This is a genomic window from [Scytonema hofmanni] UTEX 2349, assembly GCF_000582685.1.
Classification (GTDB): domain Bacteria; phylum Cyanobacteriota; class Cyanobacteriia; order Cyanobacteriales; family Nostocaceae; genus Hassallia; species Hassallia hofmanni.
Map to the genome: position 1 here is coordinate 1554740 of NZ_KK073768.1, position 16575 is coordinate 1571314.

The 16575-nt window shown below is 40.3% G+C and carries 16 protein-coding genes; 4 read left to right on the forward strand and 12 right to left on the reverse strand.

Going from position 1 to position 16575, the window contains the following annotated elements; genetic code table 11:
- Positions 1–18: 18 nt before the first annotated feature.
- The 5 genes from TOL9009_RS0112110 to TOL9009_RS45525 all read right to left on the reverse strand — a co-directional run bounded on the left by TOL9009_RS0112110 (position 19) and on the right by TOL9009_RS45525 (position 6112).
- On the reverse strand, positions 19–1068 hold the full coding sequence (locus TOL9009_RS0112110; RefSeq protein WP_029633041.1) for an NAD-dependent epimerase/dehydratase family protein: 1050 nt from the start codon (positions 1066–1068) through the stop codon (positions 19–21).
- Positions 1065–2306, reverse strand: a complete 1242-nt coding sequence (locus tag TOL9009_RS38940) for a glycosyltransferase (RefSeq protein ID WP_051502876.1) — start codon at positions 2304–2306, stop codon at positions 1065–1067. Before TOL9009_RS38940 ends, TOL9009_RS0112110 begins: the two co-directional genes overlap by 4 nt.
- A gap of 24 nt (positions 2307–2330) precedes the next feature.
- Positions 2331–4184, reverse strand: coding sequence for a heterocyst formation ABC transporter subunit HepA (gene hepA, locus TOL9009_RS0112120; protein WP_029633042.1), 1854 nt, complete (start codon positions 4182–4184; stop codon positions 2331–2333).
- Between the two features lie 291 nt (positions 4185–4475).
- Complete coding sequence (hepC, locus tag TOL9009_RS0112125) at positions 4476–5255, reverse strand: heterocyst development glycosyltransferase HepC (protein ID WP_029633043.1); 780 nt, start codon at positions 5253–5255, stop codon at positions 4476–4478.
- Positions 5256–5896: 641 nt separating this feature from the next.
- The gene (locus TOL9009_RS45525; RefSeq protein ID WP_186227541.1) at positions 5897–6112 is read right to left on the reverse strand and encodes a hypothetical protein; all 216 of its coding nucleotides are present in this window, start codon (positions 6110–6112) and stop codon (positions 5897–5899) included.
- A 213-nt stretch (positions 6113–6325) separates the two neighbouring features.
- Between TOL9009_RS45525 and TOL9009_RS0112130 the strand changes: the two genes are divergently transcribed.
- The 3 genes from TOL9009_RS0112130 to TOL9009_RS0112140 all read left to right on the forward strand — a co-directional run bounded on the left by TOL9009_RS0112130 (position 6326) and on the right by TOL9009_RS0112140 (position 9051).
- On the forward strand, positions 6326–6691 hold the full coding sequence (locus TOL9009_RS0112130; protein WP_029633044.1) for a lipopolysaccharide assembly protein LapA domain-containing protein: 366 nt from the start codon (positions 6326–6328) through the stop codon (positions 6689–6691).
- Positions 6692–6756: 65 nt separating this feature from the next.
- Positions 6757–7545 carry a segregation/condensation protein A gene (locus tag TOL9009_RS38945; protein WP_038296307.1) on the forward strand — a complete coding sequence of 263 codons (789 nt, stop codon included), beginning with the start codon at positions 6757–6759 and terminating at the stop codon, positions 7543–7545.
- Positions 7546–7881: 336 nt separating this feature from the next.
- On the forward strand, positions 7882–9051 hold the full coding sequence (locus TOL9009_RS0112140; RefSeq protein WP_029633045.1) for a sugar phosphate nucleotidyltransferase: 1170 nt from the start codon (positions 7882–7884) through the stop codon (positions 9049–9051).
- On the opposite strand, the gene TOL9009_RS49265 is transcribed toward TOL9009_RS0112140, so the two are convergent.
- Together TOL9009_RS49265 and speA are read right to left on the reverse strand one after the other, a co-directional pair.
- A complete protein-coding gene (locus TOL9009_RS49265) occupies positions 9031–9159 on the reverse strand; it encodes a hypothetical protein (RefSeq protein ID WP_260675884.1) in 129 nt (42 codons plus the stop codon). The two genes, TOL9009_RS0112140 and TOL9009_RS49265, sit on opposite strands and share 21 nt — an antisense overlap.
- A gap of 16 nt (positions 9160–9175) precedes the next feature.
- Positions 9176–11200 (reverse strand): biosynthetic arginine decarboxylase, encoded by a 2025-nt coding sequence (speA, locus tag TOL9009_RS0112145; protein WP_029633046.1) that lies wholly within the window; start codon positions 11198–11200, stop codon positions 9176–9178.
- Positions 11201–11404: 204 nt separating this feature from the next.
- Here speA and ndk point away from each other — a divergent pair, with 204 nt between their 5' ends.
- Positions 11405–11854, forward strand: coding sequence for a nucleoside-diphosphate kinase (ndk, locus tag TOL9009_RS0112150; RefSeq protein WP_029633047.1), 450 nt, complete (start codon positions 11405–11407; stop codon positions 11852–11854).
- A gap of 103 nt (positions 11855–11957) precedes the next feature.
- Here the strand turns inward: ndk and TOL9009_RS0112155 are convergent, their stop codons facing one another.
- The 5 genes from TOL9009_RS0112155 to TOL9009_RS0112175 form a co-directional block, all read right to left on the reverse strand.
- On the reverse strand, positions 11958–12689 hold the full coding sequence (locus TOL9009_RS0112155; RefSeq protein WP_029633048.1) for a TerC family protein: 732 nt from the start codon (positions 12687–12689) through the stop codon (positions 11958–11960).
- A 332-nt stretch (positions 12690–13021) separates the two neighbouring features.
- On the reverse strand, positions 13022–13210 hold the full coding sequence (locus tag TOL9009_RS0112160; RefSeq protein ID WP_029633049.1) for a hypothetical protein: 189 nt from the start codon (positions 13208–13210) through the stop codon (positions 13022–13024).
- Between the two features lie 4 nt (positions 13211–13214).
- Positions 13215–13688: a type II toxin-antitoxin system VapC family toxin gene (locus tag TOL9009_RS0112165; protein WP_029633050.1), complete on the reverse strand. Its 474-nt coding sequence runs from the start codon at positions 13686–13688 to the stop codon at positions 13215–13217.
- Between the two features lie 197 nt (positions 13689–13885).
- The gene (locus TOL9009_RS0112170) at positions 13886–14557 is read right to left on the reverse strand and encodes an OmpA/MotB family protein (protein ID WP_029633051.1); all 672 of its coding nucleotides are present in this window, start codon (positions 14555–14557) and stop codon (positions 13886–13888) included.
- A gap of 140 nt (positions 14558–14697) precedes the next feature.
- Positions 14698–16068, reverse strand: a complete 1371-nt coding sequence (locus TOL9009_RS0112175; protein WP_029633052.1) for a hypothetical protein — start codon at positions 16066–16068, stop codon at positions 14698–14700.
- Positions 16069–16575: the final 507 nt, after the last annotated feature.

Genomic DNA, 16575 nt, shown 5'->3' on the forward strand with positions numbered 1-16575 from the left:
TTCAATTCCTGAAAATTGCTATAATCGCTCCTGCCAAGCTTTAGTAATCTCAGTAAAGATGTCAATTAGGGACTTCGTAATTGACCATTGAGGATAATGTTGCTGCATCTTTCGCAAATCACTGTAGTAGCAGATGTGATCGCCTTCGCGGTTTTTGTCTACATATTCATACTCCATTTTTTTACCACTGAGAGAAGCAACGATATCAAATGCTTCTAAAATTGAGCATGTGTTTTCTTTACCACCACCAAGATTGTAAACTTCGCCACAACGAGGATCTTGAATAAACGCTTCAATGAAGCGAGCTACATCATAAGAGTGAATATTGTCGCGTACCTGTTTGCCTTTATAACCGTAAATCTTGTAGGTGCGGTGTTCCAAGTTGCATTTCACTAGATAACTTAGAAATCCATGCAATTCCACTCCGGAGTGATTTGGACCTGTAAGACAACCACCACGCAAGCAACAAGTTTTCAAACCAAAGTATCGACCGTACTCCTGCACCATAATGTCAGCAGCAACTTTAGAAGCACCAAATAGGGAATGTTTGGATTGGTCAATACGGAATGTTTCGGGAATACCATAGTGATAAATTGGGTCAGCATAATCCCAGCGTTTTTCCAACTCCATCATTGGAATCTCGTTAGGTGCATCCCCATATACTTTATTAGTAGATAAATGTACGAAAGGAGCTTCTGGTGCAAATCGACGAGTCGCTTCTATAAGATTCAATGTCCCGACAGCATTGGTGTCAAAGTCGTCAAAGGGAATTGCTGCTGCCCGATCGTGGCTAGGTTGTGCTGCTGCGTGGACGATCGCATCTGGTCTTAGGCTATCAATCAAATCTAGAACACCTTGGCGATCGCGAATATCTACTTCATGATGTAGGAAGTTTTTGATTAGAGATTTCAAACGCTCTTGATTCCAGCGAGTGTCTCCTTGTGGTCCAAAAAAAACAGCCCTCTGGTTATTATCAACACCATGAATTGCCCAACCTTGAGCGGCAAAATGTAGGCAAACTTCAGAACCAATTAATCCTGAGGAACCAGTTACAAGTAATTTTTTCATTTTTGCAATACCTTATTTGTTTTATCAGATAGAGTTTGATTAATGAAATTGTAGAGTTTGGATTTCACTCTGCCCATTTCAAAATTGTCCTTGACTACTTCATAGGCATTTTGAGCCAAGTATAACGATTTTTCGGGATTTTTTATAATGCTTAATAAAAGAGTTTTAATCTCTGTTATTTTATTAGTTTCACAAACGAAACCACAGTTCCAATTTCTGACAAAATCATTGCAAATAGCATAATCAGGACCACAGGAGAGAATAGGTTGTCCAGATGCCATATAGTCTGTTAGCTTTGTTTGGACAGATGAACGAACAATATGGGCAGATTCAGGCAGAAAAGACGATGCAACTAGTAATAAATTAGCTTGTTGTAAATATTCGGTAAGTTTCTCGTACTGGATAAAAGAACCGTATCTGACTTGCCAAGAATCCCAGTTTGCTTTATGGGATTCCCAAAACCCTTCGTTTGTGTAAAGAACTAATTCAATATCTACTCCATCTTTTCTCATCTCGTAAATTGCTTCTGCGATTACTGCAATAGCATCATAGTGCATCGACCAAATAGCACCAGCATAAGCAACCCGGAAGGTTCCGCTCAGGTGAGGTGTAAAATTAGGGGTAGGTCTATTGGATAGATTAACGGGGTTGTGAACAACGAGCGATCGCTCAGGATAAACCTTATATCGCTCCGATAAGTCTTTTTCTAATTGGGAACTAATCATCAGCCAACCATCTGCTTGTTGGAGCACAAAATGGCAAACAGACTGAATATTTCCACTTAACCAACTAATCTTACATGATGCCATCCAGTCATCCATAAAATAGATGAGGAATGGGATATTTAATTCTTGAATTACTTTATAGCCAGCGATTAAACCTAAAGGACTATTTGGACAAATAACTGCTACTTCTGGAGAGAAATCATCAATCTGTTGACGGTCGGCAAGAGGTAGAGACTGGAACAATTGAAAGTTTATACTTTCTAGTGGGGGATTGAATAAAATACCTAAACGATTACTTAAATAGGGTAAAAAGTAGTTGGGAAAAGCTGCAACGTTCTCAGCTAAAGGAGGATAAGTTGGAAGACTTTTTAAATCTTTATTAGGAGCATATAGCATGAAGCTACTAGCAGGATAACTTTCAAAAAGATTAACGAGGGTTCGGTTAATACCTGTGCTTTCTGCATTTAATGTAACGTCACTGATAAAAAGTAACCGAGGTAAATATTTATCCATATTGTTATAAATTTAAATTCCTTCTTACTCTGTCTGACCTAGTTCTTGATATTGAGTTTTATGATATTCCCAAAGTTTGCCGCGTTGGTTAAGCAACTCTTGATAACTTCCTTGTTCTACTAAGCGTCCTTGTTCTAGTACTACAACTTTATCTGCCTTAGCAATTGTGGAGAGACGATGAGCGATCGCAATCACTGTTCGACCTACAGAAAGCTTTTCTAATGATTCTTGAATCAACCGCTCTGATAAAGAATCTAATGCGCTGGTTGCTTCATCTAAAATCAAAATCTCTGGGTTTCTTAATAAAGCACGAGCTATAGCGATTCGTTGTCGTTGTCCTCCGGATAACCGTACCCCCCGATCTCCTAACTGTGTTTCAAAACCTTCAGGCATTTCTAGAATAAATTCCAGTGCATTCGCTAATCTGGCAGCTTCTCGAACCTCATCTTCCGTTACTTCTGATGTGCCGTAACTAATATTGTTCCAAATAGAAGTGTTGAAAATAAAAGTATCTTGACTGACTATAGCCATCTTGTGGCGTAATGTATTAATTTCATATTGCCGCAAATCAATTCCATCAATCAAAACATTTCCCTCGGTTGGATCGTAAAACCGGGCAATTATATCAGCTAGTGTTGTTTTTCCAGCACCAGAACCTCCAACTAGTGCTGTGGTCTTCCCGCGTTCAATGCTAAGAGTAATGTTATGTAAAACTAGATTCTTGGCATCGTAGCCGAAGTCTACAGATATTAAATCTATTGACCGCTTTAAACCCTTAAATTCAAGAGTTCCGTTATCAAAGTAAACTTTATCCTCGGTTGTCAATAAAGATTTTACTTTATCTACTGAACCTTGAAGCATACTAATAGTTCCTCTAACACCATTCACATCTTGAACAATTGGTACGATGCGAAACAGGACAAAGAAAAATCCTAACAAGGAAGCAACTTGTAGGGTTCCATTGGCAACAAATACAGTAAATGCAAAAATAATCATCCCGACAAGAAATGTCGTACCAACACCTTCAGTGATGGGCTTTAACAACGATCCAATTAAAGTAACTTTAGTATAAGTCCTGACTACTTCCTCACTAGCTTCGTAGTAACGCTTACGCTCAAATTGTTGAGTACCAAATGCTTGGATGGTGCGAATCCCGTTAATGAATTCTATTGCTGTTGAGGTAAATTTACTGTTGGCAGATGATAAACTGAAACTTTCTTCTCGCACTTTTGCATTTAGTGTTGATAATGCAACGCCTAACAGCGTAAATAAAAGTACCGAGCAAATGGTAAGTTGCCACGATATAAAAATTATCGTTATTAAATATATACTAAGATTTAATGTCCTAGTTAACAAAAATGATCCAGCACTAAAAGAATATTTTATTTTTTCAATTTCTGTTGTAATCGTGTTTATCAGATCGCCGGAACGAGTTTTAGAGAAGTAAGTTAATGAGACTTTTTCTAATTGTTCAAAAATTTGTTTACGTAAGCGATCGCCTAGCTGTAATTGAGCTATTTCAGTATATAAGTTTCCTAAATAATTAAATAATACACGTAGCCAAGTAGTTAATATAATTAGAGTAGATATTCGATATAAACGACTAATTGCAGATGTATTAATTCCTAATACCCAAATATCAAACCATTTTATTCCCGTTTGGATTGGTGTAGCATTAACAGTTGTTATGTTTTGCAAAAATGAAAGTAAAAAACCAATACTAATCCCTTCAAAAGTTGCTCCGAGAAAGGAAAATACTAAAGCCAAAATGGCAATTTTTCGGAAAGTTTTAAACTCTCGCAAGAACAAATAGTTGTTCTCCCAAAACTTAGTCTTCTTAAACAAATTGCGGAATTCTTGGTAAAGTTTGAGGTACATTGGTATTTTTAAACTGTTGTTTGAGCAGCATGTATTATCTTAATACATGGGAATTTATCGATTTTTGTATATATTAATATACGAATGGAAAATATTTTTAAGTCTTGATGGAATAATAAAAAAACTACTAAATTAATCCACCATCCACCAAGAATGGCTTTTCCCAAAATTAAATATACTAGGAATAACTCTAGTCTGTGTGCGATCGCAGGGATACAGCATATACATCACTAATTAGTAAGTCATGTATTATACTAGTATCCCATCAAAAGACTTAGCAAGTAGTTCAAATCACGATGCTTGACTATCGAGATGCAATTGCTTCGATTCTGTCTCTACCTCCCAATAACCTGTAATTCCTGGTAATTTATTGAGTTCTCGTTGTTTCTCAGAACTTAAACGCACAGCTTCTTCCAAAGTCCAGCAACGGTGCCCGACTAAACTCATTTCGCCCTGTAGAACATTAAATAACTGTGGTAGATTATCTATATTGTACTTACGCATCCAATGCCCCAAGCGTGCGGCGTTTTGGTTTTGTCCTGTTTCAGACAAATCGTTGGAAGTTGTGCGAAACTTGATCGCCCGAAATAGTTTACCGCGTTTTCCTACGCGCCACTCACGCTCAAAAAATGTTCCTGGCGAGTAAATACGCATCAGCAAAACTAATATCAGCATTATGGGACTGACTGCAACTAAAAATACTAAGGCAAGAATCCAATCAAATAGCTGTTGCAAAAATCTCCAAGGACTACCTTGTTTGGACAGATGTTCGGCAGAGGGTATGCGTAAAAATATTGGCTTCGATGCTTGTTCACATGCTGTAGCCCAAACTTTTACCCAGTACTCACCCAGCTTTGGATCTATGCGAACCAAACTTACTGGCGAATGTTCCAAACACTTTACTAAAAATTGCTCATTATCCAATGAAAGCAGATATGGCTGCAAAAGTTGTCCAGGAGCTTTCACCAACAATTGACCTCTTCGCCACTGGAGTGTGCAGTATGAACTACAATCCTGGTCTTGCTTGGTAACAGTATAGTAATTAAAAGGTGGAATTATGGAAATTGTCATATGTTTTTGGGCTTATACAGTGGTAGATTGCCGACCTGACATCATAGGCTATCAAAGCCAAATACTCTTGCCGAATCTTAATTTTATGCTCCAAAAAGTGATATTAATTAGGTGGAAAATATGAAACTATAACTTGCCTTCTACGCAAATGCACATCTTTCAAAAAAAATTATAAAAGATGTATAAAAAAGTAACAACGCTAGTTCTTAGATAAATCTAAAAAAAATAACTCCACTTTTTTGTTCTAGCTTTTTGGAGCGGGATTCAATATCTAGAATATAAGATCCTGTAGAAATCACCATTGTTTAGATAGATTCTTTATTTAGTCTTTAAATAGCCCGTCTGTTTTTCAGAGAATTATTAAGTTGATATGAATCACTATGGTGGAACTACCCAATCGCTTTTTACTAATATCGTTAAGTAATCTTAACATGATTGTATTTTGGCTATCAAACATAAGCTTAATTGTCAGGATTCCGGTGAAGTGAAAGTCGCTAAAACTGCTGTCATATAAGCGTTTGCACAAAAAAGCCCAATATCAGATTCTCAATAAAGGTTTTTAAATTACCTTAACTTCGTAGCTTGTTGCAAATAATGTTTTTCTAGCTGAAATATTCTTTGTCAAATTATTAACTTTCAGCCTAAGGTACATAAGCGTAAATAAATCTCACTTTCGTCATACCTAGATCCGCACAAGCCGTGCGAATAATTTCAAAACACGGTGAGGTCAGTCGGCGGAGTCGGTTTCCGTCCTGGCGAGTACCGAGGGCTAGAGATTTATTTTTACGGTTCTCTCTAAAGATGAAAAAAGCTGATATTGCCCAGATTAAAGGTATCATTGCTTTCGAGCCGTTCACCGTGTGATTACCTCGTAATAAATAATTGTATAAAATAACCATTTATACTGAATTGTTTCTATACCATTTTGTTGTAGAGGTGCAACGAAAGCAATTATTAAAAATGTCACCAATCAAAAGTTGCACAATCGCCACTGACAATTCAAAATGGTATTGATTGCCAATGTCAAGGCAGTATTAGCAGCTCACTAATTACGGAGGAAGTAGTAATAAATGAAACAAGTAAATTTTTTAATCATTTTTATCCTTTGTTTAGCTTTGGCTTTATTTACTCTAGAGAACACCAACCTAGGAACAATTTATATTCTTCCTGGACTACAGGTACAAGCACCGATAGCAGTTGAATTGTTATTAGCGACTGGTATAGGCGCAGTTTTTGCGTGGCTATTTAGTATGTGGACACAATTGCAGCGACAACTATTGTCTGGTCCACAACGCAAACAAAAAGTCCAAATTAAAGAACTAGAGTCAAAAGTTGAACAGTACCAAGCCGAAGTTCAATCCTTACAACTTGCGCTACCTCCTTCCTCTGATTCCTCAACAAAACAAACACAGACGAATGTGCCGAACACACGCTAAGTAGCGTCTAATAAGTCTACAGTTCAATTTATCCACTAAAATACCGACTTACTTAGGACTTGTTGATGACACCAGACGGGCTGTTGGAAACAATTGCACACCTGATTCACCAAGCTGAACAGGGGGAAATTGACCCTTGGGATGTGCAGGTAATTGAGGTAATTGACCGTTACTTAGAATTAATGGCACCGGAGACAACACGCATAGGCTATGAAGCTGATTTATCGCAATCTGGGCAGGCTTTTTTGTCAGCATCGATGTTGGTTTTGTTCAAGGCAAACACCTTAATGCAAATGCAAGCAGCGGCAGATGAACCAGATGTTGTACTAGATGATGTACTGCCAGACAACGATTCGGGGTTAGTATATTCTCTTCATCGGTTGCCATTAGAACGGGCATTGCGCCGTCGTCCGGCAGCGATGCCACCGCCAAAACGCCGCGTGACTCTGCAAGAGTTGATCGAGCAATTGCAGATCATGGAGAATCAACTCAAACTTGTACATAAAGTCAGCAAACCTATCCGTCCCCGGCATCAGCCCAGTATCCAAAGTATGCGGGCAGCATTAGAGTTAGCTCACCAGGAAAATTTGACGGAAGTGGCTGGAGAACTGGAGGAAGTATTGCATCTAAGAGCCACAAAATTGTGCTTGGAAGAAAATTGGTTGAATTTGGAACAACTAGTAGAATTGTGGACTCAGACAAAGAAACCATATCATAACAGTTCGGCACATAAATCAAAACACAGTCATCTAGTCAGCGTTTTCTGGGCATTACTATTGCTGTCAGCTCAATCTAAGGTAGAGCTATGTCAAGAGCAATTCTACGAGGAAATTAAAATTCGCTTACTCTGTTGATTCTTCCAATACCTGACTTGGAAGAGGGGGAAAGGGGGAAGAAGAAATTTTCATTTGTACAAGTAAGTGTACGCAGTTCTTTCAGGGCTAGTTGGGGCAACTGTAACGGGAGGAACAACATAGATGATTTACAGATTTTGATCAATGCAAACCCCAAAATCCGATTAAATTGAAAAGATAACCGATCGCTTGTCATCTTGCGGAATAGTATACTTACACGTAAACCGAACATTCGTGTTATCCGTGTTTTTCAGGATGACTTAGACTAAAAATAAACTGATGATTAAGTATCATTCGAGCAAAGTAAACTGGCTTGTGGTTGAGGAATAAACTTTTATGAAGGCGATGATTCTCGCAGCGGGCAAAGGTACTCGCGTGCGTCCAATTACCTATACAACTCCCAAACCGATGATTCCCATCCTGCAAAAGCCAGTGATGGAATTTTTACTAGAACTGTTACGTCAGCATGGCTTTGACCAAATTATGGTTAACGTTAGCCATTTGGCTGAAGAAATTGAAAACTATTTCCGTGATGGTCAGCGGTTTGGCGTACAGATTGCATATTCCTTTGAAGGGCGAATTGATGACGAAGGTAAACTGGTAGGGGAAGCTATTGGCTCGGCTGGCGGAATGCGCCGTATACAAGACTTTTCGCCGTTTTTTGACGATACCTTTGTGGTGTTGTGCGGCGATGCTTTAATTGACCTAGATTTGACAGCTGCGGTTAAGTGGCATAAATCAAAAGGGGCGATCGCTACCATTATTACCAAATCTGTCCCATTAGAAGAAGTTTCTAGTTACGGTGTGGTCGTCACCGATGAAGATGGTCGCGTCAAAGCATTCCAAGAAAAACCGTCAGTAGAAGAAGCTAAGAGTACCAATATCAATACTGGTATTTACATCTTTGAGCCAGAGGTATTTAATTATATCCCCTCCGGCGTAGAGTACGACATCGGTGGCGAATTATTTCCCAAACTGGTAGAAATAGATGCGCCCTTTTACGCCATTCCAATGGACTTTGAATGGGTAGATATTGGTAAAGTACCAGACTACTGGCGGGCAATTCGCGGTGTGCTGTTACGCGAAATTAAAAATGTGCAAATTCCCGGTCACGAAGTTGCTCCAGGAATCTACACTGGCTTAAATGTTGCCGTGAATTGGGACAAAGTGGATATCACAGGTCCAGTTTACATCGGTGGCATGACCAGGATAGAAGACGGCGCAAAAATCGTCGGTCCGACGATGATTGGTCCCAATTGTTGGGTATGTAGTGGTGCAACCGTAGACAACAGCGTGATTTTTGAATACTCGCGCCTGGGTCCTGGGGTAAGCTTGGTTGATAAGCTGGTGTATGGGCGTTACTGCGTTGATAAAACTGGCGCGTCCATAGATGTCAAAGCTGCTGCATTAGACTGGTTAATTACCGATGCTCGTCAAGCAGTACCATCTCATACCCCAGCTGAACGGCAAGCGATCGCTGAATTGTTAGGAACAAACGGCAATTAGGGAATGGGGTATTGGGCAATGGGCATGGGGCATAGGGCATGGGGCATGGGGCATGGAAAGAAATTTGGCTTTATTCCCATTGCCCATTGCCCATTGCCCATTGCCCATTGCCCATTGCCTTTTCCTAACCATTACTATCAAGATATGTGTACCGCCGCAAACTTTGTTCGTAAGTTTGTAGCAGTCGCTGAGATTCCGCTAGGGTAATGCGATTTTCTTCTAAAGCTAGTTCGCAACGCTGGCGGATTTTTTCTACCAAATCCTCGGAGTCGTACTGCACATAGCTGACTACTTCGCTCATGGTGTCACCTTTGACGACGTGTTCAATCTGATAACCTTTAGGAGTTAGTTGGATATGAACTGCGTTGGTGTCGCCAAATAAGTTATGCAAATTGCCCATGATTTCCTGGTAAGCTCCATTCAGGAACATCCCTAAATAGTAAGGTTCTCCTGGCTTGAAGGTGTGCAGTTCTAAGACTGATTTGACATCGCGCAGGTCAATAAAGCGGTCTATTTTGCCGTCACTGTCGCAGGTAAGATCCGCCAAAATCCCCCGTCGCGTCGGTTCTTCTCCCAAGCGGTGTATCGGCATGATGGGGAATAGTTGATCGATCGCCCAACAATCAGGTGCTGATTGAAACACTGAAAGATTGATGTAATAGATGGAAGCCATTATTTTCTCTAGGTCTTCCAACTCGTCAGGTACGTATTCTTCCTGTCTTGTTATGTCAAGAATTTTATGACAACAAGCCCAGTAGAGCCGCTCTGCCTTGGCTCTTTCTCTGAGGCGCAAAATTCCCAAGTTGAAGCGGCTGATGGCTTCTTCTTTGAATTGAGCAGCGTCGTGGTAAAACTCTTGGAAATTCTCCTTGTTGATGCCTTGGTAGGTTTCCCAAAGGTAATTAATAACCGGGGGTTCTCCCTCTTGTGGGGGTTCTGGTGGATCGAGGGGAATCTCGCTGGTACTGAGAACGTCAAAAATCAGTACCGATTGATGGGAAGCGATCGCTCGTCCACTTTCGCTAATCAGTGTTGGTACGGGTATTTGCCGTTCAGCGCAGGTATCTTTTAACTCTGCCACGATGTCGTTGGCATAGTTTTGCATGTTGTAATTTTTCGAGGCATAGAAGTTGGTTTGCGAGCCGTCGTAATCTACACCCAAGCCACCGCCGACATCAAGATATTTCATATCAGCTCCCAGCATCGCCAATTCTACGTAGATGCGGCTGGCTTCTTGAATGGCATCTTTAATGACATTAATGGCGGAGATTTGCGAACCAATGTGGAAATGCAACAACTGCAAAGAATCGAGCAAATCAGCTTCGCGTAACTTGTCAACTGCATCGATTATTTCCGGCATTGTCAAACCAAATTTAGCGCGATCGCCGGATGATGTTCCCCAGCGTCCCATGCCTTGGGTACTCAGTTTAGCGCGAACCCCCAAAATTGGTTTAATCCCCAACTGGCGATTGGCATCAATGACCAAATCGACCTCTTCAATCTGTTCTAAGACAATTATCGGGGTCTGTCCTAGTCTTTGGGCTAACATCGCCGTTTCGATGTATTCCCGGTCTTTGTAGCCATTGCAAGTTAACAATGCTCCCGGTGTATCCAGCATCGCTAAAGCAATCATTAATTCTGGCTTGGAACCGGCTTCTAAGCCAAATTGATGAGGTCTGCCAAATCTGACCAAATCTTCAATTAAGTGCCGTTGCTGGTTGCACTTTACGGGAAACACGCCACGATAAATACCAGCGTAGTTGTAGCGGGCGATCGCTTTGGCGAAACATGCATTTAATCGCTCAATCCGGTCTTCCAAGATATCGGAAAATCGAATTAATAAAGGTAATCCTAAATTACGCTGCTTTAGGGCATTGACTAATTCAAATAAATCTAGAGAACCTCCGCGATCGCCCTTTGGAGAAACCGTGATATGACCTGCCGCGCTAATCGAAAAATAAGGTTGTCCCCAACCTTCGATGCGGTAAAGGGCTTCGCTATCCTCAATTTTCCAGCTGACGCTAGACGCGTCGCTAGTGGTACTAGGTGGTAGCAGCTTTTTTTGCTTTTGATTCTTCACTTCAGCTTTATGTCCATTAGCCGGAGGTTGCACCACCTCTTCCGATGCATCAGTTGACTCAACACGCATTTCTTTCTGACCTCTGTGTGTCACCCACAAGTAATCAATTTAACGCATTAATAAAGCAACGTATATGCACCCAGAGATGATTTCTAAGATAAACTCTGATTGGTCAATGGTTGAGAGTTAGTTGTTGGTGGTTGGTGGTTAGTAGTTACAACTAACCATCAACTACTAACAAAGAACAAATTCACTAAGTTTGAGGAGATAGCAATGGAACGCACATTTTTAGCAATTAAACCTGATGGGGTACAGCGCGGACTAGTAGGTGAAATTATCCGTCGTTTTGAAACGAAAGGCTTTACTTTGGTTGGCTTGAAGTTTCTCAAACCCAGCCGGGAATTGGCTGAAGCGCACTACGATGTTCACCGCGAAAGACCCTTTTTTCCTGGGTTGGTGGAGTTTATCACCTCTGGACCAGTGGTAGCAATGGTTTGGGAAGGTGATGGCGTAATCGCCTCTGCGAGAAAGATAATTGGCGCTACAAACCCTCTGAATGCGGAACCAGGGACAATTCGAGGGGATTTAGGTGTAAATATTGGTCGCAATATCATACACGGTTCCGATGCTCCGGAAACCGCGCAAAATGAAGTTTCCTTATGGTTTAAGGAAGATGAGTTAGTCGTTTGGCAACCCGATATTATGCGTTGGTTGCACGAGTAATTTAGGAGAGGCTAGGGGTTAGAGGATAGAGGCTAGGGGTTAGAGGATAGATGTTAATGCTTCATCTTTAAATCTTTTATACCTAGTCCCTAGTCCCTAGTCTCTAGTCCCTAGTCCCTTCCACTACTTCGCTCTTTTCCAGTTTTTCTGATAGTTCTGGGGTAGTGCGCTTAGAAAAACCCCAGACGAAAATGAGGGCGATCGCACCAATCATCGCCCATTCTGGCGGGACAAAGCTATCATTGACGACTTTCAAGAGCAAGCGCAAGCCTACTAACGCTACAGTGATATAGCCTGCGTCTTCTAAATAAACATACTCATCCAACCATTTGATAAACAAACCCGCCATATATCGCAGTGTAATAATACCAATTGTTGCGCCTGTGAGTACCAACCACCTTTCTTGAGAAACCGCGATCGCTGTTGTCACGCTATCCAAAGAAAATGCTAAATCAGTGAAAGCAATCACGGGGATCGCTTGCAATAGTGAGTTAAAGCGGGGACCGTGATGCTTATTATCTTCGCCTTCTTCTGAGGTAAAATGTTGGAATACCAGCCACAGCAAGTAAACTGCACCCAATACGTTAAATTGCCAAAATTGTTGCACCCAGGTTGCGGTGAGAATTAGGGTGATGCGTAGCACATAGGCAACGACTAAGCCGAAATTGAGGGCTTTACGTTCGAGTTCTTTGTCTTCGAGTCCTTGAGCGATCGCAGCGAGGGCGATCGCGTTGTCAGCAGATAGTACCGCCTCTAGTAAAATCAGAACGAGTAACACTAGAGGTGCTTCGACGCTGAAGTGAAAGTGAAGATAGTCAAAAATTTGGTCTAACATTCAGATTTTTTTGGAACCGCACCTTGAAAAAGTCAGTATAAGGGGAAGTATAAATTGAAAATAGGGATTAATTTCCCTCTTTAATACAGCTTAACAGGCAAGGGGGTGATTTCTGTTTGCGCTATGCGTATCTATGACCGCACAATTAAAAAAAATTTGCTGCCGGTGAAGGTAACGCGATCGCACATCCTCTATTGACAAAACAATTAATTAATGCATAAAACAATTGCTCTCATCTTTGTTGATACTCTGCATTTGCGCATCAGACAAAATCGCCTAAAATGTACATGCCTAATTCTGTGCGATCGCCTGCTGACTCTGTTTCATTTTCCCTAATCCTTAATTTCAGTTGATTGCATTGGTTTTTGAGATTGTTTGAGAGGTGTTGAAATTATCTTTCGTCCACTTTCAGCTTGTCGCTTTTGCCAATCAACAAACATAGCTTCCAAATCATAATTAAATGCTTTAGCGTGTTCTTCACGAATTCGATGGATTTCTTCTACAATCTCGTCTTTCCACATGAAATTACAATCCTAAAAGTTCATAAGGTGTACAGATTATTGGTAGTTCATACCCAAACTCAGTGCTAATTTGTGAAAGTTTTTTTTGGATCTGAGCATTGGCAATGTGCTTGCAGTTCCACGTTAGCAAATAATCCAGTCCGTAAACTGTTGCTATTGCGATATGGGTAGCATCATCAGATGCTTTTAGTGGAAGATTACTTTTAAGTAAAAATTGTGCTGCCAGATTTTTGACATCTTGATTAAGTTTAAGTAAGGGGAGATTTTGGATTAATTCAAGGCGTTTAATAGCTATTTGGGCATCACCTTTAGCTACTTCGTCCAGAACAACTTGCGAGATATAAAGTGCAAAGTCATTTCTGCGAGATTCCCACCAATCTCTTGTAATCTCAATATTAGCGGCAATAATCAAGTTTTTAGTTGCTCTGGCGGTGAGATACCCCAAAATACTGGTATCTATATAAACACTTTCTGACATTTATCTGCGTCTACTTGTCTTTTTATTTTAACCCAAGTAGTTTCTGCTGTTAATTTTTAGGGACTCCCAAAAATCAACCTCTAAAACTAGCGATCGCATAAAATCACTCGGTTTGTTGGACTGGTTAGCAATCTGAATTAATTGATCGGGGCAATACTGAGAAAGTTCCGGTAGTGAAGTAGTAGGAAACTGAAAAATTATAGCTTTTTCTGCTCTAAATAAATATTTTTAAGATTTTTTTGATTGAAATCATCAGTACGAAATTGAAAGCGAAAAACTACCTTGCGATCGCCTGGATTATCGCGAGTTTTATCAGCTTCTATTTCTCCACGACCAGCAGCTAATATTTTTTGGCTTAAAGGTACTTTGGTCGGAAAATTCATTTCCGAGAAAATGTATCGATAAACTGAAGCCGAACGCAGTAAGCTAAGTTCTAAATTAGTTTTTTCGTCTCCTTCTGAGCTTGTGTGACCCTCTATCACTACGCGACTAACTTCTTTCTCAAATTCAGGGTTGGATAAAATTACCCCGCTGTAAACCGGAATGAAGCCGCGCAGAAAGTCTTTACCTTCGGGTTTTAATTCGGTACTTCCCTTAGCAAACAAAATCGATTCTTGGATACTTACATCCCCGTTTTCTGAGTTAACTTTGACATTAATGTTGTTACTTTTCATTTGTCCCACAACATTGCCAATTACTACTCTTTTTGGTGCATCTTTCTCTGCTAACTGAAGTAGTGTTGTGATAAAAAGGAGCATAAAAAACATTAACAAACTTGACATCAAATCGCCAATAGATAAATAGATGCTAGAATCATCATCTTCAACAATTTCTGATTCCAAAAAATCGCCTTTTGTGAAATCATTCATGATGATTATTGCCGTTATCTATAGTGGGTTGCATGGCAATGCAATATAGAACCTCACCCCCTTCCCCTCTCCTTGTTAAGGAGAGGGGTGTCCGGAACGGACGGGATGAGGTTTTATCAACTTCACTCAACCGAGAACCGCTATATGTCGTTGTTATTTTTTGTAGCATTTCCTAATGTGGCAATAAAATTCTCTTGACTGCGATTCATCAGTTGGCAAGCTTGATTACCGACTGTTTCCAAAGTGTTAGTCTGCTGCTCGAAGGCTGTATTTGCTTGTGCGAGAATGTGGATAATTCCAGTGCGAGTAGCTTGAAGCATTTGCTTTTCTACTTCTGCTCGTTTTTGCAACGCTGTTTCCAATTCCTCTCTAATTCCTCGGAATGTATCAGCGGCATTTTCTGCACTTGCTTCAAAAGCACTTTGTTGAGCTGTCATTCCTTGAATACTTTGCTCAATAGCTCGATTAATATCATGAGCAGTTTGTTCTAAAACACCTTTTGTATCTGTTTGAAATTGATTCAAAGTTTGTTTGAGATTGTCAGCGAAATCTTGAAGGCTAACTAAAGTCTCTTTTTGAAAGTTTTGAATTGTGACGATGGAACTTCCTAAATCTTTGTGGAGAGTTAGCACAGCTTCAGAAGCTTGCTGAGTTAATTCTGCACTTTTATCTAAGCGATCGCTTATCGGTTCAAATACCTCTATTCGCAAATCTTTAATAAGTTCTTGTAAAACTCTTTGTCCTTGATTTTCTTGAAGTTCTCTAAGCTTTTGCTGCTCTTGAAAGATATTTTGCAGCGTTGGTAACATAACTGACTGCATCTGCTGTCCTACAGCTTCACCAATAGCTTCAGCACTCAAGTTTATCCCGGTCAACTTGTCTGCTACAAGGTGAAAAACTTGTGCTATTTCATAGTTGGCATTTTCTGTTGTTTCTAAAGTAGCGATCGCTTTCAACTTTTGTCTTAAATCATCACGTCGTTTCTGACGTAGTGAATCACATATAAACAAAATTATCGTGAACAAGCTACCAGAACCAAGTCCCATCAAGGAAGTAGAAAAAGCTGTTTTCATTCCCACCAATAATTCCTTACTGGAATTCATTAGCTGCTGGGGACTTGTTGTATCTAAATTGATTCCTTGTAATCCTTCTTGAATACCATAAAACGTTCCCAAAACACCGATTGCAGTACACAAAGTAGTGACGAAGCGCAGGGAACTGCGAGGTATTGGACGCGCTAAAATTGATGGATACTTTATAAGTATGAATTTGCCATTTTTAATTTGTAGATGTTCGTCTTTCCACTGATGAACCTTTAAATTATCCTGTTTTTGAATTTTTTTCGGATTTCTCAAACTCTGAATTGCAGCTGCTGTTTCTCCGCATTCTAAATACCAATACTGCCATAATGCATAAAACTCAAGAATAATTGCCACAAATAATACAATGGCAACTGCCCAATGAAAAGGCTCGCTATCCCAAACTATGTCCCAAATTTGTGCTAATTTCACACAACACCCCTTGTGATTTTAGCTTCAGCCATTAATGCTTTTGCCTTATTTGCCTAAAGCTTTCAACAAACTTATTTTTCCCACAAATAAGGCTGATCTAACTTTTGCGATCAAATAGCAATTCTTGAGGCAAGTCCTCTTTGGACATCTCCATAAATTAATTATCCGTTGCCCTGACTTTTCACGTTATGTGGAAAAGCTAACGATTGACCTAACCCCCTAACCCCCTTCCCTACGTTCGCAAAGCGTCTCGAAGAGAGGGAAGGGGGAAAATTCAAAGTCTCTCTCCTTTTAGGAGAGAGATTTAGAGAGAGGTTTTCCAGATACCGTGAAAAGTCAGATCCGTTGCCCGAAACCATTGTAGAGACGTAGCAATGCTACGTCTCTACCTATGACTCTGGAGATGTGTTTTGGCTGAGTTTTTTTTGGACAGGAACTAGTACTCGGTTCGTTGCCATTGATATTTTTACAAACAACCCTTAACCGAACCGTATTGACAGAGAGGAG

Coding starts and splice junctions, on each gene's coding strand:
- TOL9009_RS49265 (WP_260675884.1), bottom strand. CDS start 9,159: ATGGGCAATGGGCAATGGGCAATGGGCAATGGGAATAAAGCCAAATTT.
- TOL9009_RS0112165 (WP_029633050.1), bottom strand. CDS start 13,688: ATGTCAGAAAGTGTTTATATAGATACCAGTATTTTGGGGTATCTCACC.
- TOL9009_RS0112110 (WP_029633041.1), bottom strand. CDS start 1,068: ATGAAAAAATTACTTGTAACTGGTTCCTCAGGATTAATTGGTTCTGAA.
- TOL9009_RS38945 (WP_038296307.1), top strand. CDS start 6,757: ATGACACCAGACGGGCTGTTGGAAACAATTGCACACCTGATTCACCAA.
- TOL9009_RS0112130 (WP_029633044.1), top strand. CDS start 6,326: ATGAAACAAGTAAATTTTTTAATCATTTTTATCCTTTGTTTAGCTTTG.
- hepC (WP_029633043.1), bottom strand. CDS start 5,255: ATGACAATTTCCATAATTCCACCTTTTAATTACTATACTGTTACCAAG.
- ndk (WP_029633047.1), top strand. CDS start 11,405: ATGGAACGCACATTTTTAGCAATTAAACCTGATGGGGTACAGCGCGGA.
- TOL9009_RS0112140 (WP_029633045.1), top strand. CDS start 7,882: ATGAAGGCGATGATTCTCGCAGCGGGCAAAGGTACTCGCGTGCGTCCA.
- TOL9009_RS0112160 (WP_029633049.1), bottom strand. CDS start 13,210: ATGTGGAAAGACGAGATTGTAGAAGAAATCCATCGAATTCGTGAAGAA.
- TOL9009_RS0112170 (WP_029633051.1), bottom strand. CDS start 14,557: ATGAATGATTTCACAAAAGGCGATTTTTTGGAATCAGAAATTGTTGAA.
- TOL9009_RS0112155 (WP_029633048.1), bottom strand. CDS start 12,689: ATGTTAGACCAAATTTTTGACTATCTTCACTTTCACTTCAGCGTCGAA.
- hepA (WP_029633042.1), bottom strand. CDS start 4,184: ATGTACCTCAAACTTTACCAAGAATTCCGCAATTTGTTTAAGAAGACT.
- TOL9009_RS38940 (WP_051502876.1), bottom strand. CDS start 2,306: ATGGATAAATATTTACCTCGGTTACTTTTTATCAGTGACGTTACATTA.
- speA (WP_029633046.1), bottom strand. CDS start 11,200: ATGCGTGTTGAGTCAACTGATGCATCGGAAGAGGTGGTGCAACCTCCG.